The sequence below is a fragment of the Bacillus hominis genome (assembly GCF_030348325.1).
Classification (GTDB): Bacteria; Bacillota; Bacilli; order Bacillales; family Bacillaceae_G; genus Bacillus_A; species Bacillus_A hominis.
Genome location: NZ_JAUCFS010000005.1, coordinates 4474281 through 4489049 on the forward strand (window position 1 = coordinate 4474281; position 14769 = coordinate 4489049).

The 14769-nt window shown below is 36.7% G+C and carries 17 protein-coding genes; 8 read left to right on the top strand and 9 right to left on the bottom strand.

Features of this window, described 5'->3' with window-relative positions; genetic code table 11:
- The first annotated feature begins 344 nt into the window (after positions 1–344).
- Positions 345–1025 (top strand): MgtC/SapB family protein, encoded by a 681-nt coding sequence (locus QUF93_RS25895; RefSeq protein ID WP_289360634.1) that lies wholly within the window; start codon positions 345–347, stop codon positions 1023–1025.
- Positions 1026–1272: 247 nt separating this feature from the next.
- Positions 1273–2268, top strand: coding sequence for an ion channel (locus QUF93_RS25900; protein ID WP_289360635.1), 996 nt, complete (start codon positions 1273–1275; stop codon positions 2266–2268).
- On the opposite strand, the gene QUF93_RS25905 is transcribed toward QUF93_RS25900, so the two are convergent.
- The gene (locus QUF93_RS25905; protein ID WP_289360636.1) at positions 2255–2668 is read right to left on the bottom strand and encodes a YugN-like family protein; all 414 of its coding nucleotides are present in this window, start codon (positions 2666–2668) and stop codon (positions 2255–2257) included. The two genes, QUF93_RS25900 and QUF93_RS25905, sit on opposite strands and share 14 nt — an antisense overlap.
- Before the next feature lie 108 nt (positions 2669–2776).
- On the bottom strand, positions 2777–4129 hold the full coding sequence (locus QUF93_RS25910) for a glucose-6-phosphate isomerase (protein WP_002124442.1): 1353 nt from the start codon (positions 4127–4129) through the stop codon (positions 2777–2779).
- A gap of 283 nt (positions 4130–4412) precedes the next feature.
- Here QUF93_RS25910 and QUF93_RS25915 point away from each other — a divergent pair, with 283 nt between their 5' ends.
- Positions 4413–4646, top strand: a complete 234-nt coding sequence (locus tag QUF93_RS25915; protein WP_002124440.1) for a DUF378 domain-containing protein — start codon at positions 4413–4415, stop codon at positions 4644–4646.
- A 112-nt stretch (positions 4647–4758) separates the two neighbouring features.
- Here the strand turns inward: QUF93_RS25915 and yugI are convergent, their stop codons facing one another.
- From yugI to QUF93_RS25930, 3 genes are all read right to left on the bottom strand, one after another.
- Complete coding sequence (yugI, locus tag QUF93_RS25920) at positions 4759–5103, bottom strand: S1 domain-containing post-transcriptional regulator GSP13 (protein ID WP_002124438.1); 345 nt, start codon at positions 5101–5103, stop codon at positions 4759–4761.
- 254 nt (positions 5104–5357) lie between these two features.
- A complete protein-coding gene (locus QUF93_RS25925) occupies positions 5358–6548 on the bottom strand; it encodes an aminotransferase (protein WP_289375862.1) in 1191 nt (396 codons plus the stop codon).
- Positions 6545–7042, bottom strand: coding sequence for an Lrp/AsnC family transcriptional regulator (locus QUF93_RS25930; protein WP_002124435.1), 498 nt, complete (start codon positions 7040–7042; stop codon positions 6545–6547). Before QUF93_RS25930 ends, QUF93_RS25925 begins: the two co-directional genes overlap by 4 nt.
- 84 nt (positions 7043–7126) lie before the next feature.
- On the opposite strand from QUF93_RS25930, the gene QUF93_RS25935 reads away from it, so the two are divergent.
- Together QUF93_RS25935 and QUF93_RS25940 are read left to right on the top strand one after the other, a co-directional pair.
- Positions 7127–8119, top strand: coding sequence for a 2-hydroxyacid dehydrogenase (locus tag QUF93_RS25935; protein WP_289360638.1), 993 nt, complete (start codon positions 7127–7129; stop codon positions 8117–8119).
- 262 nt (positions 8120–8381) lie between these two features.
- Entirely contained in the window at positions 8382–9221 is an 840-nt protein-coding gene (locus tag QUF93_RS25940) for an alpha/beta fold hydrolase (RefSeq protein WP_128281986.1), read from the top strand.
- Between the two features lie 211 nt (positions 9222–9432).
- Here QUF93_RS25940 and QUF93_RS25945 read toward each other — a convergent pair whose 3' ends face one another.
- Positions 9433–9684, bottom strand: coding sequence for a DUF1871 family protein (locus tag QUF93_RS25945; protein WP_289360639.1), 252 nt, complete (start codon positions 9682–9684; stop codon positions 9433–9435).
- Between the two features lie 117 nt (positions 9685–9801).
- Between QUF93_RS25945 and QUF93_RS25950 the strand changes: the two genes are divergently transcribed.
- Positions 9802–10956 carry a MalY/PatB family protein gene (locus QUF93_RS25950; protein ID WP_289360640.1) on the top strand — a complete coding sequence of 385 codons (1155 nt, stop codon included), beginning with the start codon at positions 9802–9804 and terminating at the stop codon, positions 10954–10956.
- Positions 10957–10987: 31 nt separating this feature from the next.
- On the opposite strand, the gene QUF93_RS25955 is transcribed toward QUF93_RS25950, so the two are convergent.
- Positions 10988–11527 (bottom strand): superoxide dismutase family protein, encoded by a 540-nt coding sequence (locus tag QUF93_RS25955; protein WP_289360641.1) that lies wholly within the window; start codon positions 11525–11527, stop codon positions 10988–10990.
- Between the two features lie 68 nt (positions 11528–11595).
- Complete coding sequence (locus QUF93_RS25960; protein WP_000982763.1) at positions 11596–11772, bottom strand: hypothetical protein; 177 nt, start codon at positions 11770–11772, stop codon at positions 11596–11598.
- Positions 11773–11935: 163 nt separating this feature from the next.
- Between QUF93_RS25960 and kapB the strand changes: the two genes are divergently transcribed.
- Entirely contained in the window at positions 11936–12319 is a 384-nt protein-coding gene (gene kapB / locus QUF93_RS25965) for a kinase-associated lipoprotein KapB (RefSeq protein ID WP_001209324.1), read from the top strand.
- A gap of 40 nt (positions 12320–12359) precedes the next feature.
- Here kapB and kapD read toward each other — a convergent pair whose 3' ends face one another.
- Positions 12360–12983 (bottom strand): 3'-5' exonuclease KapD, encoded by a 624-nt coding sequence (gene kapD / locus QUF93_RS25970; protein ID WP_002124416.1) that lies wholly within the window; start codon positions 12981–12983, stop codon positions 12360–12362.
- Between the two features lie 289 nt (positions 12984–13272).
- Here kapD and QUF93_RS25975 point away from each other — a divergent pair, with 289 nt between their 5' ends.
- Positions 13273–14598, top strand: a complete 1326-nt coding sequence (locus QUF93_RS25975; RefSeq protein WP_133059392.1) for an ArsB/NhaD family transporter — start codon at positions 13273–13275, stop codon at positions 14596–14598.
- Positions 14599–14769: the final 171 nt, after the last annotated feature.

Here is a 14769-nt window from a genome sequence, read left to right on the forward strand (position 1 = left end):
GTTCAGTTTTCAAAGAACTTCTTTGTCGCTCATTTGCGACTTCCTTATGTTAACATCTTCGTTTTTCGATGTCAACTAAGTTTTTCAATTTCTTTTTTGTCGTTTTCTGCGTTTCCGCATCAGCGACGGTTATTAATATATCATGGGGGAAAATGAAATGCAACACCTTTTATAAACTTTTTTAAAAACCACCCACATTTCTTTTTTAATATCATATACTTAAACGAAATATCTCTTTCATTTCTAAGTAATTCCTACATATATTCTATATAAAGTCACTCTATCCCAAAACATTTCTTTCTATATAAATGTTTTATTCCTATATCATACAAGGAGGAATATATATGGACTACGCCGATTTATTATTCAAACTAGGTCTCTCAGCTATTTTAGGATTCGCCATCGGTTTAGAGCGTGAATTAAAACGGAAACCACTCGGTTTAAAAACGTGTTTAGTTATTTCTATAGTTAGTTGCCTCCTGACGATTGTTTCTATTAAAGCAGCTTACAACTTACCGCATACCGATCATATGAATATGGATCCACTTCGACTCGCCGCTCAAATTGTATCAGGAATCGGCTTTTTAGGTGCCGGCGTTATTTTACGAAGAGGAAATGATAGTATTGCAGGACTAACAACTGCCGCTATGATTTGGGGTGCTTCTGGTATTGGTATTGCCGTTGGAGCTGGTTTCTATATCGAGGCTACTTTTGGAATGTGTTTCCTTATGATTAGCGTAGAACTTATACCATTAGCGATGAAATTTATAGGCCCTAGATCATTTCGTCAACGTGATATCGCAGTGAAACTTGTTGTGCGCGAGATGGACAATATCCCAATTGTAATTGAAGAGATAAAAGAAATGGATATAAAAGTTAAGAATATGAAGCTCAAAACATTAGAAAATGGCGCTCACTATTTACACCTTAAATTATCTATCGATCAAAAAAGGCATACTGCTGATGTTTATTATGCACTCCAGCATCTTGAAAGTGTCCAACAAACTGAAGTAGAAAGTATGTAATATGAAATAAAGTGAAACTTTAATCAGTGGGGGGGTCTTCATCCCCCACTGATTATTAGCCCGCACCAATCGGGCTTTTACGGACAGCCCGACCCCCACCTAACTTCTTTGCTTTCGCTGAATTTTGAGGTAGGGGTCTTACTGCCCGCAAATAGCGGGACAAACTCTCTTTTTAATTGGAGAGTTTTTCTTTTTTCTATAATGGTAACAATGAATGTAGCCCTGCAAAGTAAGGAGGAATAGGAAATTGAAATCCCGTCCGAATTTAGTAGATACATTTCGTGATTCCATTATTTTTCGTTTAATTTGTTTTATTATTGTACTTACTGCTTTTTCTGGCTTTCTTATACATAGACTCGAGCCAGCTCACTTCACCACATGGTTCGACGGGGTTTGGTGGTCAATCGTTACCATTTTCACCGTTGGATACGGCGATTTTGCCCCTCATACAACGATAGGAAAACTTATTGGTATAGGCATTATTTTATTAGGAACTGGATTTTGTTCTTATTATATGGTGCTATTCGCTACCGACATGATTAATAAACAATATATGAAAATTAAAGGAGAAGAAGCCGCTACCTCTAATGGTCATATGATTGTCGTTGGCTGGAATGAGCGTGCAAAACATGTTGTAAAACAAATGCACATACTACAACCGAACCTTGATATCGTTTTAATTGATGAAACACTTTCTTTACTTCCAAAGCCATTTCATCATTTAGAATTTATAAAAGGTTGTCCGCATCACGATCAAACTTTATTAAAAGCTAACATTACAACAGCTCACACTATATTAATAACAGCGGATAAAGAGAAAAACGAAAGCTTAGCAGATACACAGTCTATTTTAAATATTTTAACTGCAAAAGGACTTAATCCAAACATTCACTGCATCGCTGAACTTCTTACTTCTGAACAAATCCAAAATGCAACGAGAGCTGGCGTATCAGAAATTATAGAAGGAAATAAATTAACGAGCTATGTATTTACCGCTTCTCTTTTATTCCCTTCCATTTCAGGTGTACTATTCTCACTTTACGATGAAATCTCTGATAACAAATTACAACTGATGGAGCTTTCCCCATCCTGCACCGAACAAACTTTTGCAAATTGTAGCTATACTCTTTTAAAGCAAAACATTCTCTTACTAGGCATAAAACGCGACGAGCAATATATGATTAATCCAGTCCATTCCTTTGTTCTCATTGAAAGCGACATACTCATTGTTATTCGCCATTAAAAAAATGATTTTCTAGTTCTTGCACTAACACTTTCCCAATATTGATATACTTTCTCTTCACATCTCCATCTGGATCTTTCGGCTCAGCAAATTGATCAAATCCACTCGTTCCAGCTGTTAACGCATTCACATTATCATCTAGTTCGTCTTGATATACGTGAGAAAGAATATACGGTGTTTCAAGGCGGACTACTACACCAGGAACATCTAGTTCTCCATCCACCGCTGTAAATGGTACTCGTAAAAATTGATAGCCATCTTCTTCGCCGATTTTATAATCAAAACATCCTTTATCATAATCCCAATTGCCACCAATATTATATCCAAGTGGTTTCATAACCTCTTCTAACTTATATAACGCATATGTACGTCCTTCTAAATTTGATTGAATCGGAATCAAGCCCATCCCTCCTAGACTTTTCCTTTAGCATACCCATTCCAGTTTTAATATACCGATGTACTTTTCGGTAAAATAATAAAAAGCGACCGGATTTCCGGTCGCTTCTTATTATTTTAAACGCTCTTCTAATTCTGCTTTTAACTCTTCAAATCCTGGCTTACCAAGTAAAGCAAACATGTTTTTCTTGTATGCTTCTACTCCTGGTTGATCAAATGGATTTACGCCTAGTAAGTAACCGCTCATCGCACATGCTTTTTCGAAGAAGTATACAAGGTAACCGAATGTGTACTCATTTAATTCAGGGATGTTTACGATTAAGTTTGGTACTCCGCCATCGCTATGTGCAAGTAATGTACCTTCGTATGCTTTCGTGTTTACGAAGTCTACAGTTTCACCAGCAAGGTAGTTTAATCCATCTAAATCGTTGTCATCTAATTCGATTTTTAGTTCATGTGTAGATTTACCTACTTTAAGAACTGTTTCGAATAAGTCACGACGACCTTCTTGAATGTATTGACCTAATGAGTGTAAATCAGTTGAGAAGTTTGCTGAAGATGGGAAAATACCTTTTTGATCTTTTCCTTCACTTTCACCAAATAACTGTTTCCACCACTCTAAGAAGTATTGAAGTGCTGGCTCATAGTTAACAAGCATTTCAATTGTTTTCCCTTTATTGTAAAGAGCGTTACGAACTACTGCATATTGGTAAGCTGGGTTTTCTTCCAGTTCTGATGTCGCGAAGTCATCATGACCAGCAGCTGCACCTTTCATCATCTCTTCAATATTTAAACCACTTACTGCGATTGGTAATAAACCAACTGGTGTTAATACTGAGAAACGACCGCCAACATCATCTGGAATTACGAATGTTTCGTAACCTTCGTTATCAGCTAATGTTTTTAATGCACCACGTGCTTTATCTGTAGTTGCATAAATACGTTTGCGAGCTTCTTCTTTTCCATATTTCTCTTCTAATAACTTACGGAAAATACGGAATGCGATTGCAGGCTCTGTTGTTGTACCTGATTTGGAAATAACGTTAATAGAGAAGTCTTTATCTTCTAATACATCCATTAAATCTTTCATGTAAGTGGAGCTAATGTTTTGTCCAACAAATAGCACTTGTGGAGTTTTACGTTGTTCTTTAGAAAGCGTGTTGTAGAAAGAATGGTTTAACATTTCGATTGCTGCACGTGCTCCTAGGTAAGAACCACCGATACCTACAACAAGTAAAATGTCCGAGTCATTTTTAATTTTTTCTGCGCATTTTTGAATGCGAACGAATTCTTCTTTGTCATATTGAAGCGGAAGCTCTACCCACCCAAGGAAATCGTTCCCAGCTCCAGTTTTTTCGTGGATTGCATGATGTGTTACTTTCACTGCATCACGTAAATAAGTTAGTTCATGTTCACCGATGAAGGATAACGCTTTAGAATAGTCGAACGTTACATGTGTACTCATCTTTTTCCCTCCAATTATGTATATGTATTTCTGTATTCACTTTAGCGAAACTAAAGTTGTAAATCAAGCGATTCAACAATTGTAAACGTAACCATTATTTATTTTTTAGAAAAAGTTCATTTTTCGTATAAAAATTCGCATTTTTCGGTATAGATGTATATACATCGTTTTTCGTACATTTTTCATGTATAAAAACAACAAAACTATACCATTCTATAAAGGAGTTAAATTTTCTTATTAACTCTTCACTTGCTCATGCTTCACATTAAGGGGGGGCTTTTTCATGAGTACATTGCAACGTATCGCATTAGTCTTCACTGTAATCGGTGCTGTTAACTGGGGACTGATCGGGTTCTTCCAGTTTGACTTAGTAGCAGCTATTTTCGGTGGACAAAACTCCGCTCTTGCACGTATTATTTACGGCATCGTTGGTATTTCTGGGCTTATCAATCTTGGTTTACTATTTAAACCATCCGAAAATCTTGGTACTCACCCAGAAACACATGAAATTCGATAGTCAGTATGTCTTTTTCACCTCCGACATACGAATATGATTGCATGCAATCATATTTGCAAATATATATATCATAAGTCAAAGTAAAAGAGGAACGCTCATATGCGTTCCTCTTTTACTTTATTACCTCCGATTCTTCAATCCATTCTGCTAGCTTTTCTCGCAGCGTATTAAATCCGTCCTTAGATGGATTCGGTATAAGAATCCTTCCTTGTTTTCTTTTCGCCGCTTTTAACGATAAACTCATTTTTCTGTGCTCTTCATCAATTGAAAGTACTTTTACTTCTACTGTATCGCCGACTTTTAAAAAGTCATGAATATCCTTTACATATCCATTTGTAATTTCAGATATATGCACAAGTCCTTGTGTTTCTGCATCTAACGCTACAAATGCACCATAATCTTGAATTCCAGTCACTTTCCCTGTTACAACCACTCCTGTTGTATATTGTTCTGACATATGAAACACTCCCATACGTTTACCATTTTCTCTACAATTGTAGATAGCAAAGCAGATGTATTTATTGTTAAATATCCGATTGGTTAGTACTTATTCTCAGTAAAGCTATCTAGGATAAGCACACCTTATATTAGTAAATTATACCACTATGATAGAACTCATTCAAAATTCACGGAAAAATTTCCTGTAATACGTATAATTCTCCAATATTAGGATAGAATACTAACACATGGCTTTCTAGTATTCCCCCCCTTTTATGGACAAAACGTATTGTGTTTTGTCCTTTTTTTATTCTCTATGAACCGTTCCATTCTCTTCATTGCTTCCATAAGTTGCTCAAGCGATGTTGCATATGAACAACGAATAAATCCTTCACCACTCCCGCCAAACACATTTCCAGGAACAACAGCCACTTTTTCTTCTAATAATAATTGTTCTGCAAATTCTACTGAAGATAGTCCGGTTGAAGCTATAGAAGGGAAGACGTAAAATGCCCCGCCTGGCACATGACATGTTAAGCCCATTTCATTGAAAGATGTCGTCATAAAGTTACGACGCTTTTTATAGCTATCTCTCATTCGAATTACTTCATCATTTCCTGTACGTAATGCTTCAAGTGCTGCAAATTGAGACATCGTCGGTGCACACATCATTGAATACTGGTGGATTTTGAGCATTAATTCTGAAAATTGCACAGGGGCTGCAATCATCCCAAGACGCCATCCCGTCATCGCAAATCCTTTTGAAAACCCTGAAATTAAAATTGTATGGTCACGCATATTTTTAATACTCGCGAAGCTCGTATATGCTTCGTCATATACGAGTTCTGCATAAATTTCATCAGATAACACGATTAAATTATACTTCTCAACAATAACTGCTAGCTTTTCTAATTCAGATTTATTTAACATTGCGCCTGTTGGGTTATTGGGGGAACAAAGTAATATTGCCTTTGTTTTCGTTGTAATAGCTGCTTCAATTTGATCTGGCTGTACTTTAAATTCATCTTCTAATGAAGTCGCTACTGGAACTGGGACCCCGCCCGCTAACGTAACAAGCGGTGCATACGAAACGAAACTTGGTTCAATAATAAGTATTTCATCATCAGGGTTTACAATAGCACGCATCGCTACATCTAGCGCTTGACTCGCTCCAACTGTAACAATGATTTCATCATTCGGATCATAAGATACTGCAAATTGTTTTTTTAGATACTTTGCTATTTCTTGACGGAGCTCTAATAATCCTGCATTTGCTGTATAAGCTGTATATCCTTGCTCTAAAGAACGGATACATGCTTGCCTTACATTCCAAGGTGTAACAAAGTCCGGCTCCCCCACTCCAAGTGAAATAACACCTTTCATACTTACCGCTAAATCAAAAAATTTTCGTATACCGGACGGTTGTAAAGATTCTGCTACCCTAGATAGGTCAAATTGCTTCACGGTGTCACCACAATTCTCTTATCATCATCTGTCTTTTCATAAATAATGCCCTCATGTTTATACTTCTTCAAAATAAAATGAGTTGTTGTAGAAACGACAGATTCAATTGTTGCTAATTTCTCAGAAACAAACATCGCTACTTCTCCCATCGTCTTTCCTTCTAATGTAATAGAAAGATCATATGTCCCTGACATTAAATACACGGATTTCACTTCTGAATAACGATAAATTTGTTCAGCAACTGCATCAAAACCAACACCACGCTTCGGTGTAACTTTCACATCAATCATCGCCGTTAAACCAGTATGTTCTTTCACTTTTGTCCAATCGATATGCGTTACATAGTCCACGATAATCTTTTCGCTTTCTAATTTCGCAACCATCTTTTTCGCTTCTTCTACTTCTATATTTAACAGCTTCGCTAATGTATCTACAGATAAACGACTATTCTTCTCAAGACAAGCTAATAATTCTAATTCCTTTTCAGTCACCATATAATTCATCCTTTCTATTCGTTTGTGTCTAAATTATACAAATACTCTTTCCTGTTTGAAAAGAAGATTTTTTTTGAGAATTATGTGAAAATAAAAAAGAAAGGGGATGGAACCTTGAAACCAAAAGTATATATTGCCGAACCAGTTCCAACATTTGTAGAAACTTATTTGTCAGAACACTGTGATTATGAAAAATGGGATCAGAATGAGAAAGTACCTCGTGATGTTTTATTAGAAAAAATAAAAGACAAAGACGGGTTACTCAATTTCGGCTCAACTATTAATGAAGAACTATTACAGGCTGCTCCTCATTTAAAAGTAGTGAGCAACATTTCTGTTGGTTACGATAATTTCGATTTAAAAGCGATGCAAAATCGAAATGTCATTGGAACGAATACACCATACGTATTAGATGATACGGTAGCTGACCTCGTTTTCGCTCTTATGTTATCTGCTGGTCGCCGTGTTTGCGAACTCAATTCATATGTAAAAAACGGTGAATGGAATGCTGAAATCGGAAAAGAACACTTCGGACTAGATGTGCACCATAGTACAATCGGTATTATTGGAATGGGACGAATCGGAGAAACTGTCGCAAAACGCGCGAAGTTCGGATTTGATATGAACGTTCTTTACTATAATCGTCGTCGTAAAGAAGAAGCTGAACAAAAATTTGATGCTACATATTGTGATTTAGAAACACTACTCAAACAATCTGATTTTATTGTGCTTCTTACTCCATTAACAGATGAAACGTATCATCTTATCGGTGAAAAGGAATTTTCACTAATGAAAGAAACAGCAATTTTCATTAATGCTTCTCGCGGGAAAACAGTAGATGAAACTGCATTAATTCATGCGTTAACAGAAAAGAAAATATTTGCAGCCGGCATCGACACATTTACACAAGAGCCGATTCAAAAAGAGAATCCGCTCTTATCATTACAAAACGTTGTAACTTTACCGCACATCGGATCTGCAACATTAAAAACTCGGCAGCAAATGGCAATGACAGCTGCTGAAAATTTAGTGGCAGGATTACAAGGAAAAACACCACCTAATATTGTGCGTGGGTAATTATAAAGTGAAACTTTAATCAGTGGGGGTTTTGTCCATCCCCCACTGATTATTAGCCCACACCAATCGGGATTTTACGGGCAGTTATCTCCCACCTAACTTCCTCGCATTCGCCGAATTTTGAGGTGGGAGTCTACTGCCCGGCAAATAGCGGGATAAATACGCGAAAGGCAAGATGACATCGTCATCTTGCCTTTTTTTGTTAACATATTTTTTTCTTGTCTGGAGATGATATGAACAAAAATCAATGGAGTGAAAAAAAATGAACCATGAATGCAAATGCCCTTACTTCACTTTTTCCACTCGCGGCACTACTATTCATTATGAATTGTATGAACATAATACTAAAAAAGAGCGACCTACTTTCGTACTCATTCACGGCTTCCTTTCTTCCTCATTTAGCTATCGACGACTCATCCCTTTATTAACGAAAGAAGGTACAGTAATCGCTCTTGATTTACCACCGTTCGGAAAAAGTGATAAGTCTCATCTCTTTAAGTATTCTTATCAAAATTTAGCAGCCATTATTATCGATTTAATAGAACATTTAGCTCTATCAAATATTGTATTAGTCGGTCATTCTATGGGTGGACAAATTTCACTCTATGTAAATAGGCTACGCCCTGAATTAATTTCAAAGACGATTTTACTATGTAGCTCTAGTTATTTAGCACGCGCAAACTTACCTTTACTGTACTCCTCTTATTTACCGTTCTTCCACTTATACGTGAAGAACTGGATTATTCGAAGGGGAATCGTTCATAACTTAATGAATGTCGTTCATGACCATTCATTAATTGACAATGAAATGATGGAAGGCTATGCTGCTCCTTTTTATGATGATCGTATATTCCCTGCTTTAACTCGAATGATAAGGGACCGCGAGGGTGACTTATCTTCAACTGAATTACAAAAAATCGAAACCCCAGTATTACTCATTTGGGGTGAAAAAGATCGTGTCGTTCCTGTACATGTAGGACGCCGTCTCCATAAAGACCTACCTAATTCAACTTTCATTTCTTACGAAAATACAGGGCACTTACTCCCTGAAGAAAAGCCCGATCATGTTTATGAAGAAATTATTGCGTTTGCGACGCAATAAAGTGAAGCTTTAATCCGTGGGAGGTTCTATCCCCACGGATTATTAGCCTTCACCAATCGGGATTTTACGGGCAGTTTGATTTCCCGCCTAACTTCTTTGCTTCAATCGAATTTTGAGGTGGGAGTTTTACTGCCCGTTAAAACGGACTACAGTGAAGCTTTAATCAATCTGAACGAAAATAAACAAAAAGGCTGTCGGAAATTCCGACAGCCTATAATGAACAACTTCCGCCTTCTTTTAATACAAGTAACTCCTCAGCTAATTTCTCACATTTTTCAAGCGCAGGTACTTCCTCAAAAGACATAAAGTATATATGTTGAATCTTCTTTGCTATGTATTTTGAATCGTCGAACACACTTGCGACGTTCACAACATCGCTTGCTTCTGTTTCATAAAATTCTGGACCCATTTGAAATGGGTCCCAATTTTTCACAACCTCTATCATCTTTTCATATGCACCCATCTACTTCCCGCCTTTTCACTTTTTAATGCTTTTCTTTATCGTATCATATCAGCTATTCTATAAGAAGAGAGAGAATTTTCATAATTCAATGTTTTCACAGAAGAAAGGGGCAAACATATGCAGCTATTTCATAAAACGGTAAATCGGCGAGGAACACACAGTACAAAATGGGATACATATAAAAACGAAGAACTCCTTCACGCTTGGATTGCCGATATGGATTTTGAAGTACCAAAACCAATTCAAACTGCATTACAAAAACGTATAGAACATCCCATTTTCGGCTATACACTTCCTCCTGAAAATATCGGGGATATTATTTGCGACTGGGCAAAAAGCCAATACAATTGGGATATACAAAAAGAATGGATTGTATTTAGCGCAGGCATCGTTCCAGCTCTTAGTACGAGCATACAGGCTTTAACGAAAGAAGGAGAATCCGTACTCATACAACCTCCTATTTATCCACCATTTTTTGAAATGGTCACAACAAATAACAGGCAATTATGTGCGAGTCCATTACGTAAACAAAATAACATATATAAGATAGACTTCAAGCATTTAGAAACTCAATTTCAACAAGGCGTAAAACTGATGCTTCTTTGCAGTCCTCATAATCCTATCGGACGAGTTTGGACGAAAGAGGAACTAACACAGCTTGGTGCGTTATGTACAAAATATAATGTAACCGTTATCGCAGATGAAATTCACGCCGATATTATTTACGCGGGGCATTCTCATACACCATTTGCTTCTTTATCCGAAGAATTAGCAGCGCGCACCATTACTTGTATGGCTCCGAGCAAAACATTTAATATCGCTGGATTACAAGCATCTATCATTATTATTCCGAATGAAAAACTCCGTCATGCCTTTACGTCTGTTCAACATCGACAAGGGTTTCACGGATTAAATATATTTGCTTATACAGCAATGCAAAGTGCATATACAGAATGTAATGATTGGCTAAGTGAAATTCGATTATACGTTGAAAATAACGCTCGATTTGCTTGTGAATATATTGAAAAGCACATACCTACTCTTTCCGTAATTAAACCTGAAGGTAGCTTTTTATTATGGATTGATTGTTCTCATCTAAACCTTTCTCAAAACGAGCGAACTACATTACTTGAGGATAAAGGAAAAATCATCGTTGAACCTGGTGAGAAGTACGGATTGGGCGGAGAAGAACATATTCGAATTAACATCGGTTGCCCAAGATCTGTTTTAGAAGAAATTTTAAACAGACTTCGCTATACATTTTCATCATAATAAAAATAGAAGCTACCTTCGATGGTAGCTTCTATTTTTTCTTCATATCCGACGCTTTTTTAGCAATAACACCACAAGCAATTCGGTCACCAGATTTTCCTGCTGGTTGTGTCATGCCATCATCAGCTTTTTCTGTAATAATAATAGACGCTCCATCTTTTCTATGAATCGTCGTTTTTCCTTCTTCAAGCGTTATATGCGGTGCATCAATTTCTGCTTTAATCTTTCCAGAACCATCCGCCACTACATTCGGTAAATCACCATTTTCCGCACCTTTCGGATTCAAGAGCCCATGTTCTTTATTATCTGGATTAAAATGATTCCCAGATGATTCGAAACGAGGCGCTTTACATTCTCCGACTTCATGTACATGTATCCCGTGTGGTCCTGGTGTAAAGCCTTCCGCTTTAATCGTAATTTTCACTCCACTTGTTTGCTGAGCTACTTTTGCAGTCCCAACTTCATCACCTGAAGCATTATGTAGTTTCACATCAATTTCTTTCGGCTTCCCTTGGTCACAACCCGCCATTAGAAATAATAAACAACAACTGAAAAAAAGCCGTCTTTTCATTCAATTCCCTCCAAAATACTTTCTGCCCTTAGATTGTCCGAGCATAGAGGGAAACATACAAAAATGAATTACTGTTTCTTTTCAGCTAAAAGCTTTTCTTCTACTTTCTGTAATCGCTCTGCTTCTCGTTTTGATACACGAATAAACATACGCCACGTAGCAACCGCACCGATGATAAATAGAACGCAAACAATACCTGGAATAATATACTCCGTTTTATCTTCAGGAAAATATAAAGGCATCATAGAGAACACTCCTTATTAGAGGATTTGTAAAACATCAGAATTTTCTGTTATATAATATAAAATTATAGTGGAACTGATTCATATTCTCAAGGATATTCCGAAAGTGAATCATTTCTTTGACTCCTTCTTATACTTTCCTTACTATAAACTTGAGGTGAAAAATATGAGAGAAACATTTGAAATTGGTGAAATCGTTACTGGCATTTATAAAACTGGAAAATACATCGGCGAAATTACAAATAGCCGTCCTGGCAGTTACGTCGTAAAAGTATTAGCCGTTTTAAAACATCCAGTGCAAGGTGATTTACATAATGTAAAACAAGCTGACGTACCATTCTTCCATGAAAGACGCGCTTTAGCTTTTCGTGAACAGACGAACATTCCAGAGCAAATGGTGAAGAAATATGAAGGAGAAATTCCGGATTATACAGAGTCACTAAAATTAGCATTAGAAACTCAAATGAATTCATTTTCTGAAGATGATTCACCTTTTGCGGGGCGTAGTCTAGAAACACTTCAGCAATTGAAGCAAGATTACAAACTTTAAAAAACAAAACGACCAAATTACATGCTGTGCAATTTGGTCGTTACTGTGTACTCACTCTCTTTAACACTTTCGAAAAATCAACAAGTTCCCCTAATGTCGGAGGTGCTGGTTTGACCAAATACTCTTTATCTTTTTCTACTAACTTAAAAATATTATATGTCGTCATCGCATCATCAAGCGCACAATGATGCTTTCCTGTTCCTGCTTTTCCATATGCCTCAATTGCTTTCCACAGCCCTGTTTGATTTCTCTCTCCAAAAAACTTCTTATACTCAAGCGATAAATCACGACACTGTCCAAAGAATGGAAATTCTACTCCCGCCATTTCGCAGTTATGCTTTAAGACTTTCATATCCATATTTCCCCACGTTACAATTGTCGGTTTACATCTCTTTTCATATTCTGCAAGTTTCTCAACAAGTTCATGAAAAGAAATTCCTTTGTCCACTACTTCCTGTTTAATTCCTAAAAATTTTTTACATCGATCCGTTAAAGACGGAAATGTTTTCGGTCTAACATGCGATTCATACGTATCTTCCACCTTACAACCAACAACTGAAACGAGTCCGACCTCAATAATTTCTGGAAAAAAACCTTTTGGCTTTTTTCTATGCTGGGGCATCGTAAACTCAAAGTCTAAAAACAAAAATCGTTGTTCATCCATACGATCCCTTCCTTATCATCTTTGTCATTCCTTTCTATTTGACACTCCTACACGAACAAGCTCGAATGCTGATTCCATTTTAAATATTCAGATTGGATGTATCTTATATATATGTCAAATACCCACAAATATTTTTAAAAATAAGAAAAAATGACCTATGCAGAAAATATGACAAAATAAACCCTTTCATTTACATCCGCCATTTTTCTACTCTATAATGACGTTATGTGTGTTTCTTCTAGAACATTTTTGACACACTAAGAAAAGTGAACGAAAGGAGATGAGAGTTTTGCACGAAACAACGCAAGAGCTCGCAAACTGGCAGTATTATTTTGCTATCGCAGTCTTTTTAATTACATATGCCATTATTATTTCTGAAAAAATCAACCGCGCTGTCATCGCACTTCTTGGTGCAGCACTCATGGTAATTGTGGGTGTCGTTGACTTACACAACGCCTTTACGAAACATATTGAATGGGGAACAATTACGTTACTTATCGGTATGATGATTCTAGTAAACATTACAAGTAAGTCAGGGGTCTTCCAATACGTTGCCATTAAAGCCGCAAAAGGAGCACAAGGAAATCCAATTAAAATTTTAATTTCACTTTCCTTACTTACCGCGCTTGGCTCCGCATTTTTAGATAACGTTACAACAGTACTTCTTGTTGTTCCAGTTACTTTATCTATTACGCGCATCTTGCAAGTAAATCCTGTTCCATATTTACTTTCTGAAATTATTTTTTCAAACATCGGAGGAACAGCAACATTAATTGGTGATCCGCCAAATATTATGATTGGTTCTGCTAATAAACATTTAGACTTCAATGCTTTCTTATTCAACTTAGCACCTATCGTAATCATCATTATTGCTGTTACAGCGACAATACTTTACTTCATGTACCGTAAGCAATTAATCGCTGATCCTGTACAAATTAAAAAGTTAATGAGCTTAGATGAAAAACAATACATTAAAGATCCAGTATTAATGAAGAAATCTTTAACAATACTTGGACTTACTATTTTAGGTTTCATGACTCATTCCATTTTCCATATTGATGCAGCCATCATTGCATTAACTGGTGCTACTGTCCTTATGTTAATTGGTGTGAAAGAACATGAAATTGAAGAGGTATTCGCAAGTGTAGAGTGGGTAACAATTTTCTTCTTCGCGGGACTATTCGTACTCGTTGGAGGACTTATCGATATCGGTCTTATCAAAATGCTTGCTCAAAAAGTAGTTGGAATAACAGGCGGAGATATTTCTCACGCATCTATCCTTATTTTATGGGTATCTGGTATCGCATCTGCAACAATCGATAACATTCCATTCGTTGCAACAATGATCCCACTTATTAACGATATGGCAGTTGGGCTAGGTTTATCACCTTCCGACGCACAAATTGACGTACTATGGTGGGCATTAGCATTAGGTGCTTGCTTAGGTGGAAACGGAACATTAATCGGGGCTTCTGCTAACGTAATCGTAGCCGGAATCGCAAGTCGTGAAGGACATAAATTTAGCTACATGGAATTCCTTAAAGTCGGCTTCCCAATTATGATCGTTTCATTAATCATTTCTCACATTTACATTTACTTACGTTACCTTATGTAATAGAAAAAAGGGCTGTCCCATGTGACAGCCCTTTTTCTTCTTTCCTTGGTAAATGAAACTATATTAATGGTTTTTTGAATATATCTATCACAACTTACAATATATCAATGATTCTACACGAAATATCGATTTACCGACAAAGAGCTGTTCCAAAATGCCTTTGGAACAGCT

Bases quoted from the DNA above. Each gene is read 5' to 3' on its own strand.
- QUF93_RS25895 (WP_289360634.1), top strand. From the start codon at position 345: ATGGACTACGCCGATTTATTATTCAAACTAGGTCTCTCAGCTATTTTA.
- QUF93_RS25910 (WP_002124442.1), bottom strand. From the start codon at position 4,129: ATGAGTACACATGTAACGTTCGACTATTCTAAAGCGTTATCCTTCATC.
- QUF93_RS25915 (WP_002124440.1), top strand. From the start codon at position 4,413: ATGAGTACATTGCAACGTATCGCATTAGTCTTCACTGTAATCGGTGCT.
- yugI (WP_002124438.1), bottom strand. From the start codon at position 5,103: ATGTCAGAACAATATACAACAGGAGTGGTTGTAACAGGGAAAGTGACT.
- QUF93_RS25930 (WP_002124435.1), bottom strand. From the start codon at position 7,042: ATGGTGACTGAAAAGGAATTAGAATTATTAGCTTGTCTTGAGAAGAAT.
- QUF93_RS25940 (WP_128281986.1), top strand. From the start codon at position 8,382: ATGAACCATGAATGCAAATGCCCTTACTTCACTTTTTCCACTCGCGGC.
- QUF93_RS25945 (WP_289360639.1), bottom strand. From the start codon at position 9,684: ATGGGTGCATATGAAAAGATGATAGAGGTTGTGAAAAATTGGGACCCA.
- QUF93_RS25950 (WP_289360640.1), top strand. From the start codon at position 9,802: ATGCAGCTATTTCATAAAACGGTAAATCGGCGAGGAACACACAGTACA.
- QUF93_RS25955 (WP_289360641.1), bottom strand. From the start codon at position 11,527: ATGAAAAGACGGCTTTTTTTCAGTTGTTGTTTATTATTTCTAATGGCG.
- QUF93_RS25960 (WP_000982763.1), bottom strand. From the start codon at position 11,772: ATGATGCCTTTATATTTTCCTGAAGATAAAACGGAGTATATTATTCCA.
- kapB (WP_001209324.1), top strand. From the start codon at position 11,936: ATGAGAGAAACATTTGAAATTGGTGAAATCGTTACTGGCATTTATAAA.
- kapD (WP_002124416.1), bottom strand. From the start codon at position 12,983: ATGGATGAACAACGATTTTTGTTTTTAGACTTTGAGTTTACGATGCCC.